General features: G+C 37.6%; 31 protein-coding genes and 1 tRNA gene. 12 read left to right on the plus strand and 20 right to left on the minus strand.

Annotation, left to right across the window (positions count from 1 at the left end; translation table 11 throughout):
* Nucleotides 1–885 precede the first annotated feature (885 nt).
* Nucleotides 886–1,206, plus strand: coding sequence for a hypothetical protein (locus EDC17_RS05960; protein WP_132777234.1), 321 nt, complete (start codon nt 886–888; stop codon nt 1,204–1,206).
* Here the strand turns inward: EDC17_RS05960 and EDC17_RS05965 are convergent.
* A complete protein-coding gene (locus EDC17_RS05965) occupies nt 1,193–1,888 on the minus strand; it encodes an SOS response-associated peptidase (protein WP_132777235.1) in 696 nt (231 codons plus the stop codon). The genes EDC17_RS05960 and EDC17_RS05965 overlap by 14 nt on opposite strands.
* A gap of 13 nt (nt 1,889–1,901) precedes the next feature.
* Here EDC17_RS05965 and EDC17_RS05970 point away from each other — a divergent pair, with 13 nt between their 5' ends.
* Together EDC17_RS05970 and EDC17_RS05975 are read left to right on the plus strand one after the other, a co-directional pair.
* Nucleotides 1,902–2,159 carry a hypothetical protein gene (locus tag EDC17_RS05970; RefSeq protein ID WP_132777236.1) on the plus strand — a complete coding sequence of 86 codons (258 nt, stop codon included), beginning with the start codon at nt 1,902–1,904 and terminating at the stop codon, nt 2,157–2,159.
* Nucleotides 2,156–2,443 carry a hypothetical protein gene (locus EDC17_RS05975; RefSeq protein WP_132777237.1) on the plus strand — a complete coding sequence of 96 codons (288 nt, stop codon included), beginning with the start codon at nt 2,156–2,158 and terminating at the stop codon, nt 2,441–2,443. Before EDC17_RS05970 ends, EDC17_RS05975 begins: the two co-directional genes overlap by 4 nt.
* A gap of 129 nt (nt 2,444–2,572) precedes the next feature.
* On the opposite strand, the gene EDC17_RS05980 is transcribed toward EDC17_RS05975, so the two are convergent.
* Nucleotides 2,573–2,809, minus strand: coding sequence for a hypothetical protein (locus EDC17_RS05980; RefSeq protein ID WP_132777238.1), 237 nt, complete (start codon nt 2,807–2,809; stop codon nt 2,573–2,575).
* A 319-nt stretch (nt 2,810–3,128) separates the two neighbouring features.
* Here EDC17_RS05980 and EDC17_RS16835 point away from each other — a divergent pair, with 319 nt between their 5' ends.
* Nucleotides 3,129–3,284 carry a hypothetical protein gene (locus EDC17_RS16835; RefSeq protein WP_165894374.1) on the plus strand — a complete coding sequence of 52 codons (156 nt, stop codon included), beginning with the start codon at nt 3,129–3,131 and terminating at the stop codon, nt 3,282–3,284.
* 107 nt (nt 3,285–3,391) lie between these two features.
* A complete protein-coding gene (locus EDC17_RS05990; protein ID WP_132777239.1) occupies nt 3,392–3,661 on the plus strand; it encodes a hypothetical protein in 270 nt (89 codons plus the stop codon).
* Here the strand turns inward: EDC17_RS05990 and EDC17_RS05995 are convergent.
* Complete coding sequence (locus tag EDC17_RS05995) at nt 3,658–4,017, minus strand: HNH endonuclease (protein WP_132777240.1); 360 nt, start codon at nt 4,015–4,017, stop codon at nt 3,658–3,660. The genes EDC17_RS05990 and EDC17_RS05995 overlap by 4 nt on opposite strands.
* 94 nt (nt 4,018–4,111) lie before the next feature.
* On the opposite strand from EDC17_RS05995, the gene EDC17_RS17570 reads away from it, so the two are divergent.
* Complete coding sequence (locus EDC17_RS17570) at nt 4,112–4,294, plus strand: PLDc N-terminal domain-containing protein (protein WP_394343350.1); 183 nt, start codon at nt 4,112–4,114, stop codon at nt 4,292–4,294.
* Here EDC17_RS17570 and EDC17_RS06005 read toward each other — a convergent pair.
* From EDC17_RS06005 to EDC17_RS06055, 11 genes are all read right to left on the minus strand, one after another.
* Nucleotides 4,281–4,622 carry a hypothetical protein gene (locus EDC17_RS06005; protein WP_132777242.1) on the minus strand — a complete coding sequence of 114 codons (342 nt, stop codon included), beginning with the start codon at nt 4,620–4,622 and terminating at the stop codon, nt 4,281–4,283. The two genes, EDC17_RS17570 and EDC17_RS06005, sit on opposite strands and share 14 nt — an antisense overlap.
* Nucleotides 4,623–4,747: 125 nt before the next feature.
* The gene (locus EDC17_RS06010) at nt 4,748–4,981 is read right to left on the minus strand and encodes a hypothetical protein (protein ID WP_132777243.1); all 234 of its coding nucleotides are present in this window, start codon (nt 4,979–4,981) and stop codon (nt 4,748–4,750) included.
* 4 nt (nt 4,982–4,985) lie between these two features.
* Entirely contained in the window at nt 4,986–6,281 is a 1,296-nt protein-coding gene (locus tag EDC17_RS06015) for a PcfJ domain-containing protein (RefSeq protein ID WP_132777244.1), read from the minus strand.
* 3 nt (nt 6,282–6,284) lie between these two features.
* Nucleotides 6,285–6,653 (minus strand): PcfK-like family protein, encoded by a 369-nt coding sequence (locus EDC17_RS06020; RefSeq protein WP_132777245.1) that lies wholly within the window; start codon nt 6,651–6,653, stop codon nt 6,285–6,287.
* 219 nt (nt 6,654–6,872) lie between these two features.
* Nucleotides 6,873–7,298, minus strand: coding sequence for a hypothetical protein (locus EDC17_RS06025; protein ID WP_132777246.1), 426 nt, complete (start codon nt 7,296–7,298; stop codon nt 6,873–6,875).
* Between the two features lie 2 nt (nt 7,299–7,300).
* Nucleotides 7,301–7,618, minus strand: a complete 318-nt coding sequence (locus EDC17_RS06030; protein WP_132777247.1) for a hypothetical protein — start codon at nt 7,616–7,618, stop codon at nt 7,301–7,303.
* A 79-nt stretch (nt 7,619–7,697) separates the two neighbouring features.
* Nucleotides 7,698–7,898, minus strand: a complete 201-nt coding sequence (locus EDC17_RS17575) for an SEC-C metal-binding domain-containing protein (protein WP_394343349.1) — start codon at nt 7,896–7,898, stop codon at nt 7,698–7,700.
* A gap of 92 nt (nt 7,899–7,990) precedes the next feature.
* Complete coding sequence (locus tag EDC17_RS06040; RefSeq protein ID WP_132777248.1) at nt 7,991–8,416, minus strand: hypothetical protein; 426 nt, start codon at nt 8,414–8,416, stop codon at nt 7,991–7,993.
* Nucleotides 8,413–8,709 carry a hypothetical protein gene (locus tag EDC17_RS06045; protein ID WP_132777249.1) on the minus strand — a complete coding sequence of 99 codons (297 nt, stop codon included), beginning with the start codon at nt 8,707–8,709 and terminating at the stop codon, nt 8,413–8,415. Before EDC17_RS06045 ends, EDC17_RS06040 begins: the two co-directional genes overlap by 4 nt.
* Nucleotides 8,710–8,947: 238 nt before the next feature.
* Nucleotides 8,948–9,220, minus strand: coding sequence for a hypothetical protein (locus EDC17_RS06050; protein WP_132777250.1), 273 nt, complete (start codon nt 9,218–9,220; stop codon nt 8,948–8,950).
* 702 nt (nt 9,221–9,922) lie between these two features.
* On the minus strand, nt 9,923–10,582 hold the full coding sequence (locus tag EDC17_RS06055) for a TatD family hydrolase (protein WP_132777251.1): 660 nt from the start codon (nt 10,580–10,582) through the stop codon (nt 9,923–9,925).
* A gap of 103 nt (nt 10,583–10,685) precedes the next feature.
* Here EDC17_RS06055 and EDC17_RS06060 point away from each other — a divergent pair, with 103 nt between their 5' ends.
* On the plus strand, nt 10,686–13,625 hold the full coding sequence (locus EDC17_RS06060) for a DNA polymerase III subunit alpha (RefSeq protein WP_132777252.1): 2,940 nt from the start codon (nt 10,686–10,688) through the stop codon (nt 13,623–13,625).
* 111 nt (nt 13,626–13,736) lie between these two features.
* Nucleotides 13,737–14,255 (plus strand): 2'-5' RNA ligase family protein, encoded by a 519-nt coding sequence (locus EDC17_RS06065; protein ID WP_132777253.1) that lies wholly within the window; start codon nt 13,737–13,739, stop codon nt 14,253–14,255.
* Between the two features lie 23 nt (nt 14,256–14,278).
* Here EDC17_RS06065 and EDC17_RS06070 read toward each other — a convergent pair whose 3' ends face one another.
* From EDC17_RS06070 to EDC17_RS06080, 3 genes are read right to left on the minus strand one after another with little or no spacing between them, the layout of a single operon-like run.
* Nucleotides 14,279–15,550 carry an AI-2E family transporter gene (locus tag EDC17_RS06070; protein WP_132777254.1) on the minus strand — a complete coding sequence of 424 codons (1,272 nt, stop codon included), beginning with the start codon at nt 15,548–15,550 and terminating at the stop codon, nt 14,279–14,281.
* Nucleotides 15,551–15,561: 11 nt separating this feature from the next.
* Nucleotides 15,562–16,743 carry an MFS transporter gene (locus EDC17_RS06075; RefSeq protein ID WP_132777255.1) on the minus strand — a complete coding sequence of 394 codons (1,182 nt, stop codon included), beginning with the start codon at nt 16,741–16,743 and terminating at the stop codon, nt 15,562–15,564.
* 11 nt (nt 16,744–16,754) lie between these two features.
* Nucleotides 16,755–17,507, minus strand: coding sequence for a TrmH family RNA methyltransferase (locus EDC17_RS06080; protein WP_132777256.1), 753 nt, complete (start codon nt 17,505–17,507; stop codon nt 16,755–16,757).
* Nucleotides 17,508–17,514: 7 nt separating this feature from the next.
* Here EDC17_RS06080 and tamL point away from each other — a divergent pair, with 7 nt between their 5' ends.
* Nucleotides 17,515–19,857 (plus strand): translocation and assembly module lipoprotein TamL, encoded by a 2,343-nt coding sequence (gene tamL / locus EDC17_RS06085; RefSeq protein WP_132777257.1) that lies wholly within the window; start codon nt 17,515–17,517, stop codon nt 19,855–19,857.
* On the opposite strand, the gene EDC17_RS06090 is transcribed toward tamL, so the two are convergent.
* Complete coding sequence (locus EDC17_RS06090) at nt 19,854–20,390, minus strand: hypothetical protein (protein WP_132777258.1); 537 nt, start codon at nt 20,388–20,390, stop codon at nt 19,854–19,856. The genes tamL and EDC17_RS06090 overlap by 4 nt on opposite strands.
* A 132-nt stretch (nt 20,391–20,522) precedes the next feature.
* Here EDC17_RS06090 and EDC17_RS06095 point away from each other — a divergent pair, with 132 nt between their 5' ends.
* From EDC17_RS06095 to EDC17_RS06105, 3 genes are all read left to right on the plus strand, one after another.
* The gene (locus EDC17_RS06095) at nt 20,523–20,780 is read left to right on the plus strand and encodes a hypothetical protein (protein WP_132777259.1); all 258 of its coding nucleotides are present in this window, start codon (nt 20,523–20,525) and stop codon (nt 20,778–20,780) included.
* A gap of 204 nt (nt 20,781–20,984) precedes the next feature.
* On the plus strand, nt 20,985–21,875 hold the full coding sequence (locus EDC17_RS06100; RefSeq protein ID WP_132777260.1) for a Ppx/GppA phosphatase family protein: 891 nt from the start codon (nt 20,985–20,987) through the stop codon (nt 21,873–21,875).
* Between the two features lie 48 nt (nt 21,876–21,923).
* A tRNA-Leu gene (locus tag EDC17_RS06105) sits at nt 21,924–22,007 on the plus strand.
* Nucleotides 22,008–22,046: 39 nt separating this feature from the next.
* Here the strand turns inward: EDC17_RS06105 and EDC17_RS06110 are convergent.
* Both EDC17_RS06110 and EDC17_RS06115 read right to left on the minus strand, forming a co-directional pair.
* The gene (locus tag EDC17_RS06110) at nt 22,047–22,841 is read right to left on the minus strand and encodes a (Fe-S)-binding protein (protein WP_132777263.1); all 795 of its coding nucleotides are present in this window, start codon (nt 22,839–22,841) and stop codon (nt 22,047–22,049) included.
* A 13-nt stretch (nt 22,842–22,854) separates the two neighbouring features.
* Complete coding sequence (locus EDC17_RS06115) at nt 22,855–24,147, minus strand: (Fe-S)-binding protein (protein WP_132777261.1); 1,293 nt, start codon at nt 24,145–24,147, stop codon at nt 22,855–22,857.
* Nucleotides 24,148–24,443 lie beyond the last annotated feature (296 nt).

Below are 24,443 nucleotides of genomic sequence, written 5' to 3' on the forward strand. Positions count from 1 at the left end.
GATATCCTCTAAAGAACAATAATTTTTAGCATTATGCGTTTATTAATAGACCAATTCGAAGGTAACATAATATTCTTCTTAGCGTGACATAGGGATAATGTCAATTCGCTACCTTGTTGAATCATAAATCCAAATATTATGAAAACAACATTTGTAAACGAGGGCCATATTGGTCAAATAAATCAGGGTTATACACTCTCAAATGGAAAGATTATTAAGTCAGTATTATTTACTGATGATTGTCAATCTCCTATCCGGTACTATCTTAAATATTATTACCAGAATTTGGAAATAACGAGAGAAATGTTTGAAATTTATAAACGCACGTTAGGCGTGGTATAAATAGAAAATCCACTTAAATTAAGTAGAGGGCTTTCTAGAGTTGATATTTTTTATTTGAAGAAATATTTAAATTGTAATAAAAGCCTGCCTAGTTTAATGAGCAGGCTTTATATTCCCAAAAGATAGTATAATTAAAAACTTATATACAAATTAATTTCATACAATTATAAAAAACTCTAACTTTTAATTACAATCACAAATGGTTTAATTGTAGAGAAACATATACATTCAATAGATCTAAATAATTAATTAAATAGTTTCGAACTATTACTATTAAACATTGTTAATTGAATATTATGATTAAGAATCATATAGTAGATGTAGGCCTACTCTTCATGGGGTAGGCTTTTTTTATAAGAGTAATTTTGTAAATAAAAAACCTACCCTAATATTTAGAGTAGGCTCCACACCTATAATTATGAAAAAAAATCACTTTATACATTAGGTAACGGAAATATAATATATTTATTATCTCTAAGGGCATTGTAACATTTTAAAATTCTATATCTATTTTACTAAAAATATTAGTAAAATTGTATCATTATGAATGGCGGATGGAATAATAGAGCTAAGAATGTACCTTCGAATATCGATAAGATAATTTCGGAAGCAAGGGTGGGTAATTGTTGGATTTACATTCAATCATTGAAAGCGTTTTACACACCGGAGGAACTGGATGAGCAGTGGGATACGCTTTATAAAGAAGGGAACAAAACAAACAACTTTAGTGACTTTAAAATCGTGACTCCGATGTACGCCATCCGATTAGCTTCGCAATGGGTCAATGTGGCCAATGCGAAGCTGCAGGAAATCATAGATAAATCAAATAAGTATAATACGGACTTTAAGGTTAAGAAGAAATAGGTTGCTGAATTTCGGGCGTATTAGTGTCAACTCCTCGAGCTCCGGTCACGCGGTATACTTGATGTGATCCTAACTCGCCATCGTATGGTTTCATTAGTGATTGAATCTCTTCTCTGCCCTCAGCAAATAACCAGGCATCGCGGTTACCCTCAGGTATAATTAAAGGCATCCGCTTCTTTTCGTTATGGATCTCTTCAAGTAGAGGATTTGCAGCAGTAGTTATGATGCTAAATGTAGGATAAGTTTCTCCGGTATCTTGATCCGTGAAATCAGAATAGACTATGCCCAGGGTGAATATTTCCTTATTAGGTGCGTATATAAAGTAATTATCTGTTTCCTTTTGGCCTTTCACTTTGTGGGGTTCATAGAATCCGGTGACGTAAAGCAGACCACGATTTTTGCCAATGTAATTTTTATAGGATGCTTTTTCGAAGATGGATTCTGATTCTGCATTAAGTGTATTAGCATATTTAGCACCATCCGCTTCCGTTTTTACCCAAAATGGTAGCAACTTCCACCTAGCTGAAACAATACTATCAGCATCCTTGTTCAGAGTTACAGGTAGGTAGGGACGAGCGAAGCCACTGACGTGATATATTTCGTCTGAGCTGTAGTTGATTTTCTTTTTCGGATAACGCTTTTGCAGTTCCGGATGAGAAGGGGTTCCGACATGATAGCACATAATATTTGCAGTTATGAGGTTTGAAAAATTAACGCATTTTCAGTTAAAGATATTAAAATCTAAGGGATATAATATACTTACCTCCAATCACAAGTTGACAGAGGAGAAGGTAGTGTGGTTCCCGGAGCGCGTGGAGGATGTAATGACATATTTACTTTCTTTGGATACATCGGGTAAAATGGTGCCATTCAAAGAACCTAATCTATTGGTGATTGATGACGCTATTAAAAATATAAGAGAAGAAGATTTAATTGGAGAAGTATTTATATGAAAGAAAAATTCACAGTCGAAGAAGCAATGCAGCATTGCAAAGATAGAGGTGTAAATATGCTTTTATCAGATATTAATTGGTTAGAAGAAGATGCTGTATTTAAATTATGTAAGATAGCACAAAAAAATATGATGTTTTATCTGGAGGATAGTGTTGAAGATCCTGATCATAATTTTATTACTCCAGCTGATTTGCAAGTGCGCAATATCGATCATGTGTGGTTAGACACAAATAAGGTCATAAAAGTGACTAATCAACCAGTTGAGGAACTGTATAATACATAAGCATCCTCGATTTAATTGGATGCCCGATTGGTTATATAATAGCTTAATGTGGGGGTTATCTGTATTAGTTATAATTGGACTGATTAAATGGATTATAGAAAGCCTAACGGTTAGGTTAGGCTTAAAAAATTAATCGTGACCACTAGTTTTGACAATCTTGTTATAGATGCCCAATATGAGGAATGGCGCTGCCCATTGACCTACAAACAACGCATCCTTGTCATCTTTTCCTCTAATACATTTCAAGGCTGCAGATACTCCCATAGCTAATAATGCTGCACCTAAAAATACGACTGATGGGATTTTTGAAGTTTCACTCTCAATCATTTTTGAAACTTTGTCTTCGTTTGCTATGTCAAATGCCATAATCTAAAAATTTAAAAAAGTTTATATTTATTAGTGAGAATTCTTATTCTGATTAATATGGTACGTGTAATTTGTGGCTACAATAATATCATTTGCATCGAAATGTTTTACGATACCATTATCTTCTAATGCTACAACCCAGCAGGAATTTTGATGCATACCGTAATCAATTAAAAAAATTGCATGACCTTTTCCTAGAGGAGTGTCAACGAATATAGTTGGATTTAATTGATGTATCATATACTTACACATTTAGTGTAAGGTTAAAACAAAATTTTACCAAATCTGTTTTTGCAACTGATTAATATGTAGATGAATAATGACAAAAGAACAAATACAACAATGTATTGAAGAGGGCCATCACTTTTTGCGTAATGGTGAGGATGTCAAAGTAGATGGTGATTTATGGAAATTTCTGGATTCCTTAGATGAAGAAGATAATTCAGTGGTATTGCTTGAGTATATCGTCAAATAGAGTGATGAGTAGTTGGAAAGCCTAGAGGTTTAGTCTAGGCTTGTACCTCTTTCGAACACGTTGAAATGTATTGTTTATCTTTGGGTTATACTTTAAAACAAATAATCATGAAAAAAGAACAATTAGAAAAAGGCTCGCAGTTAGAGCTAAATGAGTCTACAGTACTTCCAAAAATTACTGTAAATTATGTAAGATTCAACAATCAGAACATAGGTGTGGCATTGTATCTAGAAGACAATGAAATTCCAGTATCCGCGGTCATTCAGAAGGAAGACAAAAGTAAATTAGTAATTGATGAATTAAATTCTGGACATCCTGTGGATAACTGGGGTAAAGAGTTGCTTGAAGAATATTTTTCTCTAAAATTCTCTCACTAACCACACCTCTCAAACCAAAACCTAACTTCAATCTCTTTTTCCTCTAGTAAACCATAACGCTTTGCAAATTTGTATTGGGTACTATCTCTATTCAATGAGGTAATGAATCCTCCTATGATTTTGCGGAAGCTATCTAAAGACATGCTGCTCTTTACGATATTACAACTAGGGCATGAGGGATTGAAGTTTTCTAATGTGTTGCGCTCTGGATGTTCACATGTTCCATTCCACCAATTACGTACAATTGGCTCTATATGGTCTGCGTGCCAACGATCTCCGAGAAGGTCGCCACAATAAGCGCAACGACCTTGATATTTTTCTTTAAGTGCTTGACGTTGAGATTTTGTTAGTTTCATTATTGATTTATTTATTTATAATAAATTTAGATTGCTATATTTGATTAAACTGAAAATTATGAATCTATTGTTTTTCAACGTTGGTAAATTGGAAATGAGTATATTGCTTATTCCCTTTATTCTATATTTATATTTATTTTACAAACTCATTGTCGATAAACATTTAACACATAATGAGCGATTATTCTGGGTTATCATCTTCCTTTTTTTTAATGCTTTAGGAGCAATCGCATATTGGGTTTGGCGTAACAATAAAAAGAGTTCTATACCTTCTTAAATAAATACCAATTACCATTATTAATGTCTATTCCTTTTGAGTTTAGTAGGGAGTGTAGGGAATCTAGTGGTGACGCTAAATTGCATCTATCTTCAATGTAGTGGCAAAATCTTAGATGGGGATTTGGTTTAGTTCCAAATTCGAATTCATCCACCATACCTTTAGCATCTTCTTCTGTAGCTTCGGATAGTTTGCAGATAAACTCATAACCATCCATTCTTCCGCAGAATTTGTCTAACAAAGCTTGCGCTATAGTTTTACCTCTATCTTGGCTATATTCTTTTACAACAAACTCGCCTTTTTCTGTTTTGATCTCGTGTGTTTTCATTTGACTGTTATTTGATTATTATATGCTTTAGGGTATAGTAATAGCTGTTTAAAGCGCTTTTATACCCTTTTGCGTATAGTTTGTTATTTGATGAGCCAATTAACTATCCTAATCGGCTCATATCATTAAATACTGTGATATTCTCGATTATCACTCATTTCATTAATTTTCGAACCCAACACCAATAAACCTTTGTCATCACCACGATAACCTAAGTAGTCACTATACCATTTAGATAAGGTGTTGATCTTACAGCCGATTATTGATGCAGCCTCAGCAATAGTATGTCTATGATAGACAATAAGTTCTATTGCATAGGCTTTGGTAGCGAGGTCATATCGTATTGTTGATGGGTTCATGATTCTAAACTGCTATTTGCGATCTTGCATTTTGGATTACATGCAGATTATTCTGCACAAGTTGCTTAATCTTTGTATTGAATGGACTTGGATTATTATGTAACCCTCGTGATTGTACTATCTCCATTTTCTCGAGATTAAGTTCAATTGTTTCAAGTGGTGCTCCATCCTTGAAGGCTGCTAAAACTAAAGATTCTTTCTTCTTGTAATATGAGTTGGCATATACGCAATGGTGTAGTGTTTCACCTTGCTCCAAAAATTCTTTAACAGATTCAAGTACCTTGACTTCTAAATCACCATCACTGAATTGAATGCCAAAAAATACACCTCTTGCTTTTGCATATTCTTTTTGATCCTGGATGAGCTTTTTCTTTTGTTCCTGCAGGCGAATTTTTTTGTCGTGTGCTTTTTTCTTAGCTACATACCTGTCATGCTCTTTCTTAAGGTCTTTTGGACAAATGTATTTTGGACTGCGAATGTCTTTACCAAATAGGTTGAGTAGATCAAGATAATCAAGCCACATTCCGGCATCCTCAATTTTGTATTTATTGCGCATAGCAATTTTTATGCTTGGCCAATGGTAATTTACTTTACTGCTATTGTTTGAGCATTCACTAAGGAGAGAATATTCTTTTAGTTTAAGTAGAGTTTCTGCCTTACTATCGTATCTCAAAATTGAAGATGCAGTAAGGAAAGTAAGTCCTTGTAAATCCTTGTTAATTCCTAATTTCTCATATTGTGGTTTAAAACTTGACCAAGGATGATATTTGTATGGATAAGGATTATAGATATATCCATTATAATGCTCGATTTTTCTAATCTCCAAATCCCCATATACCGGATATCCTGCACCCATATTTCTTTTACGTGCTACGTATTGAATTTTGGAATGATCAGCCGGAATAAATTGTCTAATGTTTTCCTGGATATACATTTTTGGTTTGCGGTGTAATGCGTGGTAGGAACGAACTTCGAATAATCGTATTACTTGCACCTCTCCAAGAATTTCACCTGCAGACAATTCTGCAAAGGCAACCCAGTAGGATTGATCAAACTTGCGCTTTCTGCTTTTTGTAATTGTAAGTTTAGCATTGCATCCCGGGCATACTGCTTTATCATTTTTAACCAATGATATAGGATGCTCATCACCACAATCAATACACCAAAATTTACTTTTTGTAGCAATCCCAACTTTCTCATTACACTCACTAAATGCCCAAGTTTCAATTTTGGATTTGATATCAATAAGATTCCGATTCATTGCGGATACTTCATGTTGTATTTTGGTTCTTGGTTGCATAGCTTAAAACATGGTTAATTGTTCAAATGGTTCTGTTACACTTTTTGGTTTGGCTTTTTGTACTGGCTTCTGCTTAGGAGGAGTTGGCACTTTTTTGCCTTGGTGGTCAGTATGGTTCACTACCACTTTTGCATTGATTTCTTTGCCTATTTTGATGTTTTCTTCATCGTAGTAGTGCATGGCCATTCCAAATATCTCTTCATCAGCAAAGCCATTGCAGCCGCTTTTTTGGACTGTGTTAAGTATGTAGGTGATACAGTCCTTTATATTTTTATTAGGGTTTTCAAATTTAGTTTTGAATGCCTGGTCACTTACTGCAACTCCCTGCAGATGCGTGAGTATTACGTTTTGAAAATGTTCTGTTCCTTTCATTTTATTTCAATCGATTGCGTCAATATTTGTCGACATCAAACCTTTTTAATAACTAATTGTTAATACTTTTCTAACTCTTATAGTTTATTTTTGAACCAATTAATAATGAAAAGTTATGAGAGCAAAAATTTCAACTGAAAAGGTATTGGCAATTATTGTAATCATACTCACAATAACAGCGCTTATTTTGATGTACTTGTGTTTCACTTTGGAGAAGCCTTAAATTTCTGATTGCTTAGTTTCTCCTTTCAGTTTAATCCAACCTCTGTTTACTTGTTCTTCTACTGTTACTCCCATCCAAGGCAGAGCATAACCTTTTGAGCGTAAGTAATCAGCTTCACGTCTTCCAATATGATAACTACTATCACCAATCATTGAATTAACAAATATTGAAGATGGAGACATGCCATAATCACCGCTATTTGGGTCATTCTTTCTCATACTACATTCAGTTTTACCGATGCAATACTCCGCATCCTCATCACTTATTGAGGATAGGGGTTTGAGTTCGATGTAATTCAATTCAAAATCAGAATCTTTACCAGGTTTGCAGAAGTATAATTTACTGTCCATTTCCTCTCTCATTAACCTTTGTCCCCAATAAAGAGCTAAGAACTTCGCTTTATTTTCTAATGTGTTTTCCATTGTTATTCTCCTTTCAGTTTGTTTAGGATGAAGCTTGCGCCATTGTAAAAACCACTATCATACACACCTGCTAACGATTCATCTTGTGGTTTTAATTTATTCATATCCTCCTTACTAGGCAGTTCGATTTCTTCGAGCCAGTAATCAGGTTCATCGCAATCGCATGGTTCATCTGACAAGAACCAGTATCCGTTTTTAGAACGATTAGCTACCCTTGAGGATAATGGTTCTTTATCCCAATATACAATTACGTGTTGCTGTTCTTTAGGCAACTCTCCCTTACTTGGATATCTCTTTATATATACTGTTTGCTCTTTCATTTATCAATCAATTAAATTTTCAAAATTCATCCCCTCTAACTCTACTATATGTACAGTTGTGGAAGGTGGTAGGTAGGGTCTAGGCATGGTCTGATTTATTTAAACAACACTTTTTATACTTCTTACCACTGCCGCAAAGGCATGGAGAATTACGAGGATGCTTAACTTCTTCCTTTGGGTTGACGTATCGTCTTACACGACCTAAATTCTTTGTATTTGCGGAACTTAATGACATTCCTACTGATGCCATCATACCTGCTATTAATGCTATTTTTCTCATTCTGTAATATTTGAATTGATTAATGATTCTTATTGCTTAATTATCCTATATCTCTCCTATCTGTACAGTTATGGGAGGTGGTAGGTTGGGTGTCATAGTCCAGCCTCCTTGTAAGAAATTGCCAAACCTTTATCTATTAAACCGAAAACATCTAAGTGGTATTTAAATAGAAATTGTATTGAATTATAATCCACATCATTTAAGAAATTGTTGAATGTACTACAATCTTGCCCTAAAATTTTTTTTATAGTAGTGTTACTTAGGTACACATCACTAAACACAAACTTTTCTCCATTATGCACTATCTCTTTTGTTAGGTCTGATAGTGGGCGGAGGATTGGTTTGATATTTTCAATACCTGCCGTTTGTTTATCTCTACTGCCTTTATAAGCATCTACAAACACAAATCTTGAATCTATAGAAACAGCTGTTATATTCCTTTCTGTAGTCCCCAATATTACAGTCAACCCATAAGGCAAATAAGGTGCAAGGTGTTTTAATTCTAGTTGATCTTTCATTCCGTAATATTTGAATTGATTAATACTTCGATTTCATCTATTGATACGTAGTCCTCTACTCGTTGGTATTTCTTGAACAGAAGCACTTTCCGCAGCATCTCCACCAACTCGGTATTCTTCTCTCTCAATACCATTATCTCGGTTGATAAAAAATCCTGAATTGCATCAGCTTCAATACTGTTATAGTCTTCTACAGCCTGATTGTATCCTGTTAAATAGTGGATTTTTGGACTAAGCTCTTTTGTTAGACTTTTGCCGTATTCGAGAGCGCTTTCGATTCCGTTCTTTTTCATAATGTGGAATTTTGAAGGTGAGGTTTAAAATATTGCGAGGTAATGTTATTATTTCTTAGCCCATAAAAGGCAATAGTTAAATCGGCGATAGAACTATAGGACTGTCCATTAATTTCAGTATTACCCTTTTGAATTATCTGTTGGACGCATTCTTTATACTTGGCTAATTCTCTTTTTTCAATTCTTTTTAAGCAGCGTTTCTTTTTGAAGGCATAGGAGGGAGTAATTAAAAATAAATTCATCTGGCACCTCCCTTTAATATTTTGTTGGCTTCGGCTAATACATTATCCATGCCTTGTAATGAATCCTTAATTCCATCAATAAATATTTCACTTATAAATTTTGGCTCAGGAACTTCGAATCCGGTTGATTTTTTTTCGATGGCACTGCCGTTGGATTTTAAATTTTCTTGGACGATCATTTTCATCCATTCATTGTAACCGGCGGGATCGTTTGGATTCCAATCAAGAGGAATTATTGATTTGCTTATCCTCAAATTTTTATTTCTCATAATTCTGTTATTAAAAGAATAAGCCTAGCTGAGTTTGGAGAAGTGCAGTCTCCGCCCTCGGACTAGGCTCTAAAATTTCTTTGGATATTGTTCAGCTTCTGCACTTCTGAACTCTTAACAGAAGCAAATATGAAAACTTTAAATAAGTAATCCAAATGGATTACCTGAATATTTTGTAAATAATTGTGTTACAAAGAATTAATTTACAAATAATTTACAGCGTAATTTTATAATGGATGTAAATGTTTGATTTATAGATGGGTAGTTTCTTTTGATGAAAGATAAGATAAATCTCTCATTAAATATTCTTAATTTGCTTGTTGCTGTTCTTAACTATTTTATTATTAGATGTATTCTATATTTATTAGCGAAAGCTCGCTCTTGCTAAGAAATATCAGATTTTATTATTTTATTTCGCTGAAGTAAGATTCACCAATAATTTACCTCAGAATTGACAAAATGCAGGACCTCTAATCGCAACTACTTCTAAGTATTACAAAAAAATGCGCCAAAAAGAAAATCTTGGCGCAAAGTTACGATTAAAAAAATATTTTGAACATATCCATTCTATTCAATTCAACAGATTATACATTTCAAATCAAGTAATAGTGAAGAGGGCGAACGCATATATTTTCTTCTTGAAGAATAGAACTGAACATTCTATGATGATTTACTGTTGGATTTTTACAGGCTCTAATGCGTCTATCCTGAGAATGTGTTGTATCTAAATACCTGCTCAAAATTTCCGACTATTTGTTCTTGCAAATCGCTTATGCTGATTTTTCGAACGCGACAAAAATAGGAATAGATATCTGCGACATCGGTAGGTTTATTGTCGGTTTCTAGAAAAACTTTATCCATATCTATGGATTGAATCAGATCATCCTGATTCCCTTGTAGGATCGAAGATCCTAGACTGATGTAATAGCCTTGTTGAAGAATAGATTGCGCGAGTGCAAGCTTCTTGTTGAAGCTATGAAAAATCACCGGCACTGTGACTTGCTTCTCCTTTAGGATATGAAAGACTTCTTGGTATGCACGTACACAGTGGATAATAAGTGGTTTTTGCAATTCTTGAGCGAGTAGAATCTGCTTTTCGAATACTTCGATTTGCGTTTGCCAAGCGATATCAGTTATTTTATCTAGTCCACATTCGCCAATAGCCAAAACATTTTTATCGGCTGTATGGCGTTTTAAGATTCCGAATTGCCCATCCCTATCCTCATGGACATACCAAGGATGTATGCCTACCGAACAAATTTGATTTGAAAATTCCTCTTCTCCGATGATACAATTGAGCAATTGAAAAGTGTTTTCATTTGCTTGGAGTTGATGAGTATGAATGTCGATGTATGGCAACATAGCTGCAATTTACTAAAAGAAATGCGCAGTAGCAGCAGGTGTAGGAAAAATATTTTACTAAAAATTTTAGTAAAAATTACTACTTAATGCGTAATCTTGCAGTATGTTTTTGAATTGTAAGACTTGGTTTAGTTTTCATTATGGCACCTATGAGCCGGCCAAATTAATAGCGCAAGCGACTGAATTAGGGATTAAGTCATTGGCGTTAACGAATATTAATTCGACGGCTGATTGTTGGGATTTTGTGCAGAAATGTCAAGCAGTAGGTATCAAGCCCATCCTGGGTGCGGAGGTACGTAATGCGAATGCGTTTTGCTATGTATTGTTGGCTAAGAATAATGCCGGATTATTGGCCATTCATGCTTTCTTGTCTTATCACAAACAACAGGAAATAACTTTCCCGGAGCGGCCACATTTCACCGCGCAAGATGTGTGGGTGATTTATCGGTATCAAGAGTCTATTTTGCAACAGCCTTTGGGCGCACATGAATTGATTGGTTTGGATATCCAGCATTTGAATAATCTAACCTGGCAGCTACAAGCAGATTCGAATAAATATGTCATTTTGCATCCTGTTACCTATCAGGATAGGACCTACTATGATGTACATCGTATCCTACGCGCTATTGCAAACAATACCTTGCTTTCTAAATTAACAGCGGCAGATTATGCTGGAGAAGGCGAAGTGTTGATGGAAGAAAAGGAGTTGGTAAGCGCGTTTGCCCGTTTTCCATCTATTATTTCCAAAACAATGGAGGTGGTGAATTCCTGTTCAGTGGAAATGGAATTTCACGTCGATAAAAATCGGAAATATTTCACGACCTCCGAGGAAGACGATTCGGCGCTATTGCGCAAGCTGGCCATGGAAGGATGTAAAATGCGCTATGGCATGCGCAACAAACAAGCTATGGAAAGGGTGGAAAAGGAATTGAAAATGATTGCCAATTTGGGATTCAACGCCTATTTCCTCATTGTTTGGGATATTTTGCGTTATGCGAATGAACGTGGTTTTTATCATGTAGGCCGGGGGAGTGGCGCCAATTCGGTGGTGGCCTATTGCCTGCGCATTACGGATGTGGATCCCATCAAATTGGATTTGTATTTCGAGCGGTTTTTGAATCCTAACCGTACTTCGCCCCCTGACTTTGACATCGACTTCAGTTGGCAGGATCGTGATGCCATCTTTGAATATATATTTATGCGCTATGGACGACAATATGTATCCTTATTGGGGATGTATACCACCTTTCAGCGTCGGGCTATTATTCGTGAACTGGGAAAGGTCTTTGGTCTTCCCAAAGAAGAAATAGACCGTCTGGTCCATACCAAAGAATGGAATGCGGAAGATAAATTTCAGCGTTGGATAAAGAAATATGGTGAATTGCTCGTTAATTTTCCTACCAATATCTCTGTACATGCGGGCGGTGTGCTGATTAGCGAAAAACCCTTGAACCAATATGTAGTCACCGAATTGCCACCCAAAGGCTTTGTGACGGCGCATATGGATATGTTTGAAGCAGACAGAATAGGTCTGTACAAATTTGATATCCTGAGCCAGCGGGGGCTCGGACACATCAAAGATGCATTGCAATTGATAGCCAGCAATCGGGGCAAACACATTGATATTCATCAGGTCGAAAATTTTTTGAATGACCCGCAGCTGGCTAAGCAAATCCGGCAGGCGGATACCATCGGTTGCTTTTATATTGAGAGTCCAGCTATGCGTCAACTTTTGGGGAAACTCAAGTGTTCGGATTATACAACATTGGTGGCAGCAAGTTCGATTATTCGCCCAGGGGTAGCCCAATCGGGTATGATGAAGCAATATATCGAGCGATATCACGACCGGGACAAAATCGTATATCTCCACCCAAAAATGAAAGAATTGCTCGAAGAAACGTTTGGCGTCATGGTATATCAAGAAGATGTGATTAAAGTAGCCCATCATTTTGGGGGTATTTCTTTGGATGAAGCGGACATCTTGCGCAGAGCCATGAGCGGAAAATATCGTTCGGAGAATAAGTTTGAGAAACTGCGGGAGAAGTTTTTTGCCAACTGCCGCGCATTGGGCTATGCGGATGCAGTGACAGCAGAGGTGTGGCGACAAATGGAAAGTTTTGGTGGATATTCTTTTGCCAAAGGGCACTCCGCTTCTTTTGCGGTCGAAAGTTATCAAAGCCTGTATCTGAAAACCTATTATCCTCAGGAATTCTATGTAGCGGTGATTAATAATTTTGGAGGATTTTACCGTACGGAATTTTACTTCCACGAACTACGTCGCAATGGAGGCGATATACAATTACCTTGTCTGAATCACAGCGATTATCTGACCAATATTCATGGAAATAAAGTTTATGTAGGCTTTATCCATTTGCAGGGGTTGGAAGAACGATTTGCACATCAAATTGTCATTGAGCGGAAAAAAAATGGTGAATACAAAGATTTGCAAGATATTTTTCAGCGTTTACATCCATCGCCCGAACAACTTAATCTATTAATTCGGATAGGCGCGTTGCGGTTTACAGGTTTGGATAAAAAGACTTTGCTGTGGGAAGCAAATTTTAAAAGCAAACGTGTCGAAAAGGAAGTGCCTGTTAGTTTGTTTGCTACAGCGGATGAGCCGCACTTCAATCTGCCTTCTTTTGAAGAAGATCGTTTGGAGGATTTGAAAGATGAGTTGGATTTGTTGGGTTTTGTGGTAGGTGATTTTTTCGAATTATTAGAAGAAAAGCACCTCCAAGGAAGCATTACCGTACAGGATCTGCCTGCTTATCTTGGACAACAAATCAAAATTATAGGGCGATTGGTTACGATCAAAGAGACGCGTACCATCAAGAGCGAGCGGATGTGTTTTGGAACTTTCTTGGATGTGGATGGTGGTTGGTTGGATACGGTTCATTTTCCACCGGTATATAAACAATATCCTTTTTTAGGTGCGGGATTTTATGAATTATATGGTCGTGTGATCGAAGAATTTGGGGTGTACAGTGTGGAGGTGCTCAGTATGCGGAAACTAGGGTATAAGTTTGGTGCCAGTAAATAGACGGGAATAGTAAAGTGAAATTTCAGCGACGGGCATCATCGATTAGATTCTAATAAGTTATTATAAAGTAATTGCCTTTCCAGCAAAAGGAAAATAAAAAAAAGAAAAGGTATGAAAAAGTATTCTATGGTGATTTATCCTTACACTTTGGTCAAGGAAATTATGCAAATCAAGCAAGAACTGAAAGCGCTTGTCGGTTGGTACCATAGTGTACATGCGGAAGCTCATTTTACCATTTGTGAGTTTTTTGCAGATGAAGATGATCTGCTTCAGATTAAAGAAGAAGTGACTAATTTGATTACGAAGTGGCGCAAGCAAATCATTCGTTTTGAATCTTTTGATTCCTATGAGGGAGGAGCCTTTTATCTTAAACCCGATGAACCCTCAAATATTTATTTGGAGGAATTGTTTAAAAGTATCGGATATAAAGTGAAAGCTATAATACCAAATGCATATGTCTGTACTTCGCCCCATCTGTCTATTGGTAGAAAACTAGATAAAAATAAGTTGTCCATAGCAAAAAAAACGTTTACGTCCTATGCCAGTTCTTTTCTGTGCGACGGCGTGGTGCTTAGAGAATTTAACCCCAATAAGAGACAATATGAATTGAAAGAATGTATTAAGTTTTAAATAATAAAAAAGATTAGCCTAGGCTAATCTTTTTTGTCTGGATTATCTTTATTAGTGAGTTCTTCGGAAGGAAGCACTTCACTTTCGTTAATTTCTTTGTATTTCAATGACGTGTTTTGATAGGGATTTTCGGTCGTGTCCACTTGGATATCTACCTCTATTTTCTGTTTATTCTTAGGCAACCTTACGATTCCCCATTTCCGAAGTAATTCCTGAGTGGAGTTTTGTTTTAAATGTTCTTTTTCGGGTTCACCAATCAAAAAACCAAACGCTTCCATCGATGGGATCGCATCAAAAATAACTTTCAATGTAGCAATAAGTGGCAAAGCAATAATCAAACCGGCCAATCCAAATAGCATACCACCGATTATGATACCGACAATGGCCATTAGCGGATTGATACTAACCTTACTGCCCACAATATTGGGGGTAATGATATTACCTTCTAGGAATTGAACAACCTGAAACCACGCTATTACACCTACTGCATACCATGCGCTGTCTTTGATGGCTAATGCAAACAATGCAGGCAATATGGAACCAATAGCAATACCGATATAAGGCAAAAGCATGAGCAAAGCCGCTAGCGAACCAAAAAACCATGCATAATCAATGCCCATCAGCATCAGACCTCCTGTATTCAACACAGCTACGATCCCCATTACCGTAATAAGACCGACCAAATAACTTTGCACCACTTGATAAATCTTGTTTAATACCTCATTGACTTTACGCTGTGGACTCGACTTAAAGGCCTTAAAGAAAAATTCTCTAAAGAAGTCACGGTAGTATAACATAAAGAAACAATACAAAGGAACCAGAATGGCATTAGCCAATGTGTTTCCCAGAGAGCCAAAAGTCGAAGTCACTAGTCCACCGACATTTTCCATAGACTTATTGCCTTGCTCACGCAATTTTTCCATGACTTGATTTCTCTCTATACCAAATTTCTCTTGCAACCAAGCTTGGCCCTGCTCCAATACCGACAGCACTTTAGCTGTGATCGAAGAAGCATCTTTGCCAATAATGATACTTTGGTGCACTATAAACCAAATGATACCCGAGATAATAGCAATTGCCACGATTACGGCGAGTAATGCTGCAAAAGCCTTTCCCAGGCGTAATCTTTCAAATAGCTTGGCTAAAGGAAAGAGCGAAATGGAAATAAGGGTGGCAAATAGGAGGGGGATAAGTATGCTTTGTGATACATACATCAGTCCCAGAATCAATACTAAAGCCAATAGGCTTGAGGCCAAATTGATAGAATAAGGTTTTTTTGAGTATGGTACGTCCATATAATAAAAGGCTAATGATAAGTTTTTTTCTTTGTATTTTCCCAATAATAAATATACATTAATGCCAGAAATACTACAATGGAATTGCCGTATATAATTTGGGGAATTCGATGTATTATATCGTGGTAAATATATCCTGCAAATAATGCGCCAAGTCCAATACCCATTTCCAGTGCGATATACATTGTAGCCATTGCTCGGCCGCGGTGCGAAGGTTCCGACAGGTCTATGGTCCACGCATTTAATGCGGGAGATAATATACCACTTCCAATCCCAAAAATACCGGCACCAAGTATCAGGTAATTCAGACTTTTTCCAAAACCCAATACCAACAGGGAGATGACCATTACCGCGATACCTACGCGCATGACCGAAGTGCGACCATACTGATCGGCAGCCTTTCGCGTTAATAGACGTATGCCCACAGAAGAGATTGTATACACAGTGAAAAATAAACCTTTGTTGGCGGCACCTAAACTCTCGCTCCAGTCCGGAATGAGTGTCAATATCACGCCCGTCGAACTATAGCACAGCAACATCACTATCGCCGAGGGGAGTACTCGCCACTCGATAATATCCTTACGCGATATAGCTAACATACTGCGATGAAATGGACGCTTAGTCTTCAGCGTTTCTTTCATATTGAAGACAATAATAATAGAAAGAAAAGCGAATACGGATGAGCTGTAAAACATCATGTCAATGCCGTGGCTTTGTGCCAAATATCCACCCAATGCAGGGCCAATAGCGCTTCCTATGCTAAAACATAAGCCGTGCATTCCTAGTGCTTCACCCCAACGATTGGAAGGAATAATATCTGCGATATAAGCAGATGTAGCGGTAGGTTTGAACCCAGTGGAGAATCCATGGACAAGACGGAGTAAGAAAAATCCCGACAGACTACTCAGTATAGGATACAATAACCCACAAATCACACAGACGATAGAGCCAATGGCCATCACGGGCACACGCCCCCATTGGTCGGTGAGTTTGCCGCTAAAAGGACGTGAAATCCCTGCGGTAAGAGTGAATAGTGAAATAATAAGCCCTTTGTGTTCGGCACCACCCAAAGAGGACAAGTAATTGGGAAGCTCGGGAATAATCATGTTAAAACTTGCCGAAAACATCAATGTGCTCAAGCAGAGTAAAAAGAAAGAAGAAGTATAGATTGTCCCGTGCTGTTCGGAATCCATAATGAATGAGCTTATTTTTGTGTCTGCTGTCGGCTAAGTTCGGAACAAAATATGGTAGTAGCAACAGCCACATTCAAGGATTCGGCTGCGCCAAATCGAGGAATAGTAACGGCTTTGTCTATTTGGGGTATCAAATTCGGTCGAATACCATTTCCTTCATTGCCCATAATGATGAGTCCCTCATTCCCAAAGTCAGTGCTATATATTGATTGACCATCGAGTAGCGCACCAAAAGTTGGAAGCGTATTTTGCTCGATAAATTCTTCTATATCTAGATAATAAATTTGTACTCTAGACAGTGAGCCCATCGTAGCTTGCACCACCTTAGGATTGTAGGCATCTACAGTCCCTATGGAACAAATGATTTGATTTATCCCAAACCATTCAGCCGTCCGTATGATAGTACCCAGATTACCGGGGTCTTGCACATCATCCAGTACCAGTGTATGCTTGCCTTTCAGGATATTTCGATCAAAGTTTTGGGTTTCGGGTAATGTTACCAAAGCTAATGCACCTTGTGGATTTTTGAGACTCGAAATTTTTTGAAATTCCGCTTCCGTCACCTCTTCCAATTTTATATTATGCGGGATTTTGTCCAACTTTGTGCGAGCTTGCACGGTAGCGTATATTTTTTGTACCTTGTAAGATGAATTCACAAACTCTAATACAGATTTAATTCCTTCAACAATAAAGACTTGATGTTGTAATCGGAATTTTTTGTTTTGTAGGGAGGTGATTAAACTTATTTGAGCTTTTGATAACATTGAATGAATGAAAATAAAGAGTAGATTATTTTTTATTACAAGTATAGCATTTTTACTTTTATTTTTTGAATCTTGCCGTTCTTCAAAGTATTTAGATGATGACCAAGCACTAGTCACCAAAATAGAATTAGAGGGTTTTCCCAGTCACCTTAAGGAACAAGCAGCACAATATATCTCCACGGAAATACGACCTAATTCAGCACTGAATCTAACGATTTATAACATTTTTAACACCAAAGATGGCCGATACAAATCGGAAAAACTAAGACCGGTAGGCGAGCCACCACATATTTTGGATACGGCGATGATGGAACTGTCGGCGCTGCAGATTCAACGCTTTCTACAGTCCCGCGGCTATTTTCGTGCACAGATCACTCCAAGTGTAAATACACAAAATAAAAAAGCGCGAATCAGCTTCTTCGCTGATCCGGATTCTGTTTTTCGAATCGGTCAGATTACTTCTAATTTTGACAATGCTTACATCAAACAGATTTATGATCAGAAGGTAGTGCCTGCAGCAAAACTCCAAACCGGCATTCCTTATAATGTGAATGATCTGGCGGAGATTCGCGAATCGCTTTATGAGTCCTTGCGCAACGAAGGTTATTATGACTACTTGCGGCAATATATGCGTGTGGCGGTAGACACGAATCAAACACCGCAAAGGGCGGATATTGATGTGCAAGTTAACATACCGGACTCCACCTCGCTGCAGGTGTACACGATCAATGATGTATCGCTCAAAATCCACAATTACGACGGCAAAAATACAAACGCAACTACCGTTCAGGATTCTATCCAGGGTATAGCGTTTACGGATTACAGCAGAAGGTATAGACTGAAACCTCTTTCACGCTATATGTTTTTGCGCAAAAGAAACACGTATAGCTTGCAGAATGAAAATCTTTCGTACGACAGATTGTACGAAATGAATGGTTTTCGTAGTGTCAAAATCTCTTATGAGAAAGAGGAGGGCAACCTGTTGAATGTGAACTATGAGGTCCTACCACGTCCACTGATGTCCAACCAGATTGAAGGGGAGTACACATTTAGCTCGGGGATGAGTGGATTCAATATTGGTAATACATTTTCGCACCGGAATATATTTGGAGGTTCCGAATTGTTGGAAATTAAGCTGAAATACGGCGTTCTTTTCGACCCTCGTCTTACAGGGAAGCTCTCGGACAAAATTTTTAACAATGATTTTCAAGCGGGCGTAAATTTGATTATTCCTCGTATGATGCTTCCTTTCGGAAGGGGCAACGCGGGACGATATGGTTTGCCGCGCACGACCTTTTCCACCAATATTCAGATCTTCAATCAAGACCGAACCTATTCGAATAGGTATTTTATCAATACACTGAATTACTCCTGGTGGCAGCGTCCTAATCTGCAGCACAGCTATACACCCATTGTTATCGAATATCGTGATGGCCGTTTTGATGAAAATTTCAGAAACGAACTGGAGCAAGAAGGGTACCAGCTCTATATTGCATCCAATGATAGACAATATTTTGGTCTTGGCGCCCAATATGCTTTGACCTTGAATGCTAAGAAATTGCAGAAGCTAGAGAATTTCTCCTTCTTTAGAGGCGCGATAGATTTAAGTGGAAATGCATTAGGGCTATTGAGCACCATGATTGATTTCAACAAAAATGTAGACGGCACCAACACGATTTTTGGCGTGACCTATCTGCAATACATCAAAGGAGAAATAGATTATAGGCTATATAAATATTTTGGTGGCAATCGTCAGTTGGTATTCCGATTTAATGGCGGAGCGATCGTGCCTTATGGCAATAATTCTAAGCTGCTTATTTTCGAGAAAAGCTTTTATGCAGGGGGAATGAATGGTATCAGGGCTTGGCAAGCACGTACATTAGGGCCGGGAAATTACAACAGAAGCTCTATTCGGGAGGATTTGCGACTGAATCTCCGTAATCTGGATCAGCTTGGCGAAATGAAAATAGAATCCAATGTCGAATATAGATTTAGACTTTTAAATAATTTTCTGGGTGCGAAGCTGAATGGTGCCTCTTTCTTGGATATGGGCAATGTGTGGTTGCTGCGTGAAAATGAATTGAATAAAGGCGGATTGTTTCAGCTCGATAAGTTCTTCTCACAAATAGCAATAGGTACGGGGTTTGGATTGCGATTTGATATGGATTATTTTACAATTCGCCTTGATGCGGGATTAAAGCTTAAAGACCCGCAGTTCGTGGGCAAAGATCAATGGGTAATTCAACATTTATTCAATTCTAAAGAATTTAAAAATGACTATTACCAAAGTCACCGACCTGATCGATACAGCTTATTTCAATACAATTTTGGTGTCGGACTGCCTTTTTAGATCAGATTTTTAAGTGTTTGAAAGGCACTTTCCAGCAGCTGACTGAGGGATAATCCCTTGCTGTAGGAAAAATAAAAGTATACAATAGCCAAGATAATGAAAGTCGTAAACAGACGTTTGGCAGCATATGCCAGCAAAAGGATCACAGCCGGAATAATCAGCAACAGCAATCCATTAATCTTGATCGGGCTGATACTATTGTCTTTCTTGTAAAGGAAATACAGCTTCCCACTGGTTTTTTCTTGGTTTTTGTGTTTGAAAAACACAAAAGTTGAACTTTCTATCGGATGCGAGGGGATGGCTACACCGTCGTGGAAATTTAACACCTGCTCAAAACCATTGATTGTGAATTTGAAAGTACCATTTATATGGTCCTGCGCCACATCAGCGGAATCCACAGCGATGATGGCAATTTTACCATTTGCTGTAAGGCTTTCCTTTATCATAAAATTGTCAATACGTTGCTGGATAGATTGCGCATTCGCAATCCATGAACATAGCAGGACAAGGATACTAGTTAAAAAAAATTTCATAACAATATTTGCAAACAATATTACTAAATAAATCTGCTAAAAAGGGAAATTACTTATCTTTTAGTGATCAAATATTTTTGAAATGTAGATATACTTTGTACATTTGCAATAGTTAAAAAAGAGCATATTATTATGGAAAATACAGTAGCGCAAAGACAACCAAAGAAAACAGATAACAATGCTAATCAAACGCATTACTATGTGACTTTGACAATTGCTATTATTTTAGGTTTATTTGGTGTATTTGTACGATTCGTACCTGATGTTGTTTCTGCATTGGATCAATATACCTTTTTATTCTCTCTAATTGCTAATGTTGCAATGGTCATTGCTTCTTTTATCGCATTCAAAGTTGTCTTCAGAATCTTAGGTTTCGGAAAAACGAACTAAAATCGGTTGTTATAATTATCTTATAAATACTATATGTAAAAGCAGCGAATATTTCGCTGCTTTTATTTTTTACAAAAAAGCGATTTATATCCGCCAGATGTAGTATTTTTAAGGAAAGGAAGCCCTTGTGGCACTTCCTTCGTATGGAAAACGTTTGGTACAAACATGGTTTCTTATTTTTTTACTTTTTAAACGATAAAACTCTTGAGATTTGCAGCAATAGATATAGGATCCAACGCGATACGCTTATTGATAGCAGATATATTATGCAAGGATTCTAAGGTATTCTATACCAAAAATACACTTTTGCGTGTTCCGCTACGTTTGGGTGATGATGCGTTTTTGAACAAAAAGATATCGCCACCCAAGTTTGAGGATATGGTGAAGACGATGCGTGCCTTTAAGGACTTGCTGGATGTGTACAAGGTCAGCGACTACAAAGCATGTGCGACCTCTGCCATGCGTGATTCGGAAAATGGAGTACAAGTAGTCAACGCCTGCAAGGAAGTCGGCATTGACATCAATATCATTGATGGTGGCGATGAAGCCAAAATTATTTATAATGCCTACCTCAGCGGTATTATGGACAAGGATAAAGTATACCTGTATATCGATGTGGGTGGGGGAAGTACAGAGATTTCGCTTTTCGCTAATGGGGCGTTAAAAGGTTCTAAATCCTTTAATCTGGGTACTATCCGTATATTGGATAAGCAAGATACACCGGAGATATGGCAGGAGATGCGCGAATGGGTAAAAGATATAACGAAAGACTATAAAGAGATTTATGGCATCGGTACTGGAGGCAACATCAATAAGCTATCCCGTATGATTAATAATGGACAGGATAAGCCTTTTACCTATGCTAGATTGGCCTCTGTGTATGATCATTTAAGCTCTTTCACCATGGATCAACGTATTCATGAGCTAGGTCTAAGGTCAGATAGAGCCGATGTGATTATCCCGGCAGCGGAGATTTTTATGACTATTATGAAAACAGGTCACCTGCGGAATATTGTCGCACCGCGCGTAGGTCTGGTGGATGGAATTATACAGCAACTTATTCTGCGAAATTATAATAAAATTTTATCCCAATAAGGCTTGTATCTTTTAAAAAAAGCTATATTTTTGTGCTACCAAGTACATGCCTAGGTGGCGAAATTGGTAGACGCACCATCTTGAGGGGGTGGCGCTCGCAAGGGCGTGGCAGTTCGAATCTGCTCCTAGGTACATCATAACAAAAAAGGAAAGCATTGCTTTCCTTTTTTGTTATATTTTATTTGCTCTAACGGTTATTTCGGCAATATCCAATACTTGAATTTCTTGCTCTTTTTCTTTGACTTTCACGCCATCGCGAATCATCGTCATACAGAATGGACAAGCAGCAGCCACAATGCTTGCTTTGCTTTCCAATACATCTTCTATGCGTTCTACGTTGATATCCTTGTGTCCGGGTTCGGATTCTTTAAACATCTGCGCACCACCCGCTCCACAGCAAAGGCCATTACTTCTGCAGCGCTTCAATTCGACTAAGTCTGCATCCAGTGTTTCCAATACTTTACGGGGTGCTTCGTAGACTTCATTGGCTCTTCCTAGATAACAGGGGTCATGATAAGTAATTCGCTTTCCCTTGAACTCATTGCCATCAGCAGGACGTAGCTTTCCTTCGTCGATTAAGGACTGAATAAGTTGGGTATGATGGATTACCTCATAATTTCCGCCCAAGGATGGATATTCATTTTTCAGGGTATTAAAACAGTGCGGGCAAGCTGTTACGATTTTTTTGATTTCATATGCATCAAGCACTTGAATATTCATCATCGCTTGCATCTGAAACAAAAATTCATTTCCAGCACGTTTTGCAGGATCGCCGGTACAGCTTTCTTCGGTACCGAGAATAGCATATTTAATACCTACATGACTAAGTATTTTGCAAATATCACGTGTAATACGTTGAGCGCGCTCGTCAAAAGAACCTGCACAGCCTACCCAGAATAATAATTCTGGAGCTTCGCCTTTTGCTACTAATTCTGCTACTGTAGGGATATGTATCGTATTTTCCATTTTAATTTCTTTCTTAGATGTTCGTCCAGTTCGCTCGGTCAGCTTGTGCATACTTCCATGGCGCACCATTGTTCTCGAGATTGGACAACATAATATTTATACTTTGCGGTGCTTGGGATTCCTCCATTACAGCATATTGGCGCAAGCCCATGATAATTTCCAGTGGATTGATATTTACAGGACATTGCTCAACGCAGGCATTGCAGCTGGTACACGCCCATATTTCTTCTCGGGTGATATAATTATCCAACAAGGATTTTCCATCGTCCGTAAATGTTTTATGCTGATCGATTTGCTTGCCGACTTCTTCAAGGCGGTCGCGCGTATCCATCATAATTTTACGTGGTGACAAAATTTTACCCGTGATATTAGCGGGACAAGCCGCCGTACAGCGTCCACATTCGGTACAGGTGTAGGCATCCAAAAGATTTTTCCAGGTTAAATCCTGCACATCTTTTACCCCAAAACGACTTACTTCGCCAGATGGAGTAGGTAAGGAAGGGTCAAGCATAGCTTTGACTTCTGCTGTCACACTTTCCATATTTTCAAATTTACCTTTGGGCTCTAAGCGCGAAAAATAGGTGTTAGGGAATGCCAATAAAATATGCAAATGTTTTGAAATCGGTAGGTAGTTCAGAAACGCCAATACACCTATGATGTGAAACCACCAGCAAAAACGCTCGATGGCTATTAAACTATTCATGGCATCAGGCAGTAAGCCTACCAGATATTGACTAATAGGGAAGGAGCCTGCAGCAATATAGTGGTCCGCTTGCAAGGCTTGTAATTTTTGATCTGCTGCATTCATAAATAAGAATGCGGTCATCAATAATATTTCTGTAATCAAGATATAATTGGCATCTGATTTTGGCCAGTTATTCAATTCTGCTTGATTCAGCCTCTTTATTTTCAATACATTACGACGAATCAAAAAGATGACACACGACAATAGCACGGTGAAAGCCAATACCTCAAAAGAAGCAATCAATACAGCATAAAATCCACCCATGAAAGCGAGGACACGATGTGTGCCGAATACTCCATCAATCAGGATTTCGATCATCTCAATATTGATAATGCAGAAGCCTACATAGACAAAGAGGTGTAAGAGTGCAGGGATGGGGCGCTTGAACATTTTTTTCTGCCCAAATGCAACCAAGAGCATGGTCTTTAAACGTTCGGAGGGGTTGTCAAATCGATTGACCGATTTACCTAAACAAATATTACGGTATATCTTTCGCGCATTTTTATAAAACAATAAAATTGCTGCAAGAAGTACTATTGAAAATACCAGCTGACTTATCATAATGTTCTTAAAGGTTTAAAAACAAATATAACAATCAATTTAATATTATGCATGCATAATATTAAATTTTAGAAAATTTAAAAACAAAAAAGGGGGCTGTATCATAAATAAGTGGTACAGTCTTTTTTTATGTTATATCTCCTCTTATTTTTATTGACACAATCATTTGATTTTCATATATTTAAGTATTAAAAATCGATTATTATGTCTCGGAAATTACCTAATTTCAAACCCTACTATCAGCATCAATTGATGGCCTTTCCACCAACCTTTGATGAATTGATTCCCCAAGATCA

Origin of the sequence: Sphingobacterium alimentarium (assembly GCF_004342685.1) — a bacterium.
In the GTDB taxonomy this organism is placed as follows: domain Bacteria; phylum Bacteroidota; class Bacteroidia; order Sphingobacteriales; family Sphingobacteriaceae; genus Sphingobacterium; species Sphingobacterium alimentarium.

Bases quoted from the DNA above. Each gene is read 5' to 3' on its own strand.
- EDC17_RS05960 (WP_132777234.1), top strand. From the start codon at position 886: ATGAATGGCGGATGGAATAATAGAGCTAAGAATGTACCTTCGAATATC.
- EDC17_RS05965 (WP_132777235.1), bottom strand. From the start codon at position 1,888: ATGTGCTATCATGTCGGAACCCCTTCTCATCCGGAACTGCAAAAGCGT.
- EDC17_RS05970 (WP_132777236.1), top strand. From the start codon at position 1,902: ATGAGGTTTGAAAAATTAACGCATTTTCAGTTAAAGATATTAAAATCT.
- EDC17_RS05975 (WP_132777237.1), top strand. From the start codon at position 2,156: ATGAAAGAAAAATTCACAGTCGAAGAAGCAATGCAGCATTGCAAAGAT.
- EDC17_RS05980 (WP_132777238.1), bottom strand. From the start codon at position 2,809: ATGGCATTTGACATAGCAAACGAAGACAAAGTTTCAAAAATGATTGAG.
- EDC17_RS16835 (WP_165894374.1), top strand. From the start codon at position 3,129: ATGACAAAAGAACAAATACAACAATGTATTGAAGAGGGCCATCACTTT.
- EDC17_RS05990 (WP_132777239.1), top strand. From the start codon at position 3,392: ATGAAAAAAGAACAATTAGAAAAAGGCTCGCAGTTAGAGCTAAATGAG.
- EDC17_RS05995 (WP_132777240.1), bottom strand. From the start codon at position 4,017: ATGAAACTAACAAAATCTCAACGTCAAGCACTTAAAGAAAAATATCAA.
- EDC17_RS17570 (WP_394343350.1), top strand. From the start codon at position 4,112: ATGAGTATATTGCTTATTCCCTTTATTCTATATTTATATTTATTTTAC.
- EDC17_RS06005 (WP_132777242.1), bottom strand. From the start codon at position 4,622: ATGAAAACACACGAGATCAAAACAGAAAAAGGCGAGTTTGTTGTAAAA.
- EDC17_RS06010 (WP_132777243.1), bottom strand. From the start codon at position 4,981: ATGAACCCATCAACAATACGATATGACCTCGCTACCAAAGCCTATGCA.
- EDC17_RS06015 (WP_132777244.1), bottom strand. From the start codon at position 6,281: ATGCAACCAAGAACCAAAATACAACATGAAGTATCCGCAATGAATCGG.
- EDC17_RS06020 (WP_132777245.1), bottom strand. From the start codon at position 6,653: ATGAAAGGAACAGAACATTTTCAAAACGTAATACTCACGCATCTGCAG.
- EDC17_RS06025 (WP_132777246.1), bottom strand. From the start codon at position 7,298: ATGGAAAACACATTAGAAAATAAAGCGAAGTTCTTAGCTCTTTATTGG.
- EDC17_RS06030 (WP_132777247.1), bottom strand. From the start codon at position 7,618: ATGAAAGAGCAAACAGTATATATAAAGAGATATCCAAGTAAGGGAGAG.
- EDC17_RS17575 (WP_394343349.1), bottom strand. From the start codon at position 7,898: ATGAGAAAAATAGCATTAATAGCAGGTATGATGGCATCAGTAGGAATG.
- EDC17_RS06040 (WP_132777248.1), bottom strand. From the start codon at position 8,416: ATGAAAGATCAACTAGAATTAAAACACCTTGCACCTTATTTGCCTTAT.
- EDC17_RS06045 (WP_132777249.1), bottom strand. From the start codon at position 8,709: ATGAAAAAGAACGGAATCGAAAGCGCTCTCGAATACGGCAAAAGTCTA.
- EDC17_RS06050 (WP_132777250.1), bottom strand. From the start codon at position 9,220: ATGAGAAATAAAAATTTGAGGATAAGCAAATCAATAATTCCTCTTGAT.
- EDC17_RS06055 (WP_132777251.1), bottom strand. From the start codon at position 10,582: ATGTTGCCATACATCGACATTCATACTCATCAACTCCAAGCAAATGAA.
- EDC17_RS06060 (WP_132777252.1), top strand. From the start codon at position 10,686: ATGTTTTTGAATTGTAAGACTTGGTTTAGTTTTCATTATGGCACCTAT.
- EDC17_RS06065 (WP_132777253.1), top strand. From the start codon at position 13,737: ATGAAAAAGTATTCTATGGTGATTTATCCTTACACTTTGGTCAAGGAA.
- EDC17_RS06070 (WP_132777254.1), bottom strand. From the start codon at position 15,550: ATGGACGTACCATACTCAAAAAAACCTTATTCTATCAATTTGGCCTCA.
- EDC17_RS06075 (WP_132777255.1), bottom strand. From the start codon at position 16,743: ATGGATTCCGAACAGCACGGGACAATCTATACTTCTTCTTTCTTTTTA.
- EDC17_RS06080 (WP_132777256.1), bottom strand. From the start codon at position 17,507: ATGTTATCAAAAGCTCAAATAAGTTTAATCACCTCCCTACAAAACAAA.
- tamL (WP_132777257.1), top strand. From the start codon at position 17,515: ATGAAAATAAAGAGTAGATTATTTTTTATTACAAGTATAGCATTTTTA.
- EDC17_RS06090 (WP_132777258.1), bottom strand. From the start codon at position 20,390: ATGAAATTTTTTTTAACTAGTATCCTTGTCCTGCTATGTTCATGGATT.
- EDC17_RS06095 (WP_132777259.1), top strand. From the start codon at position 20,523: ATGGAAAATACAGTAGCGCAAAGACAACCAAAGAAAACAGATAACAAT.
- EDC17_RS06110 (WP_132777263.1), bottom strand. From the start codon at position 22,841: ATGGAAAATACGATACATATCCCTACAGTAGCAGAATTAGTAGCAAAA.
- EDC17_RS06115 (WP_132777261.1), bottom strand. From the start codon at position 24,147: ATGATAAGTCAGCTGGTATTTTCAATAGTACTTCTTGCAGCAATTTTA.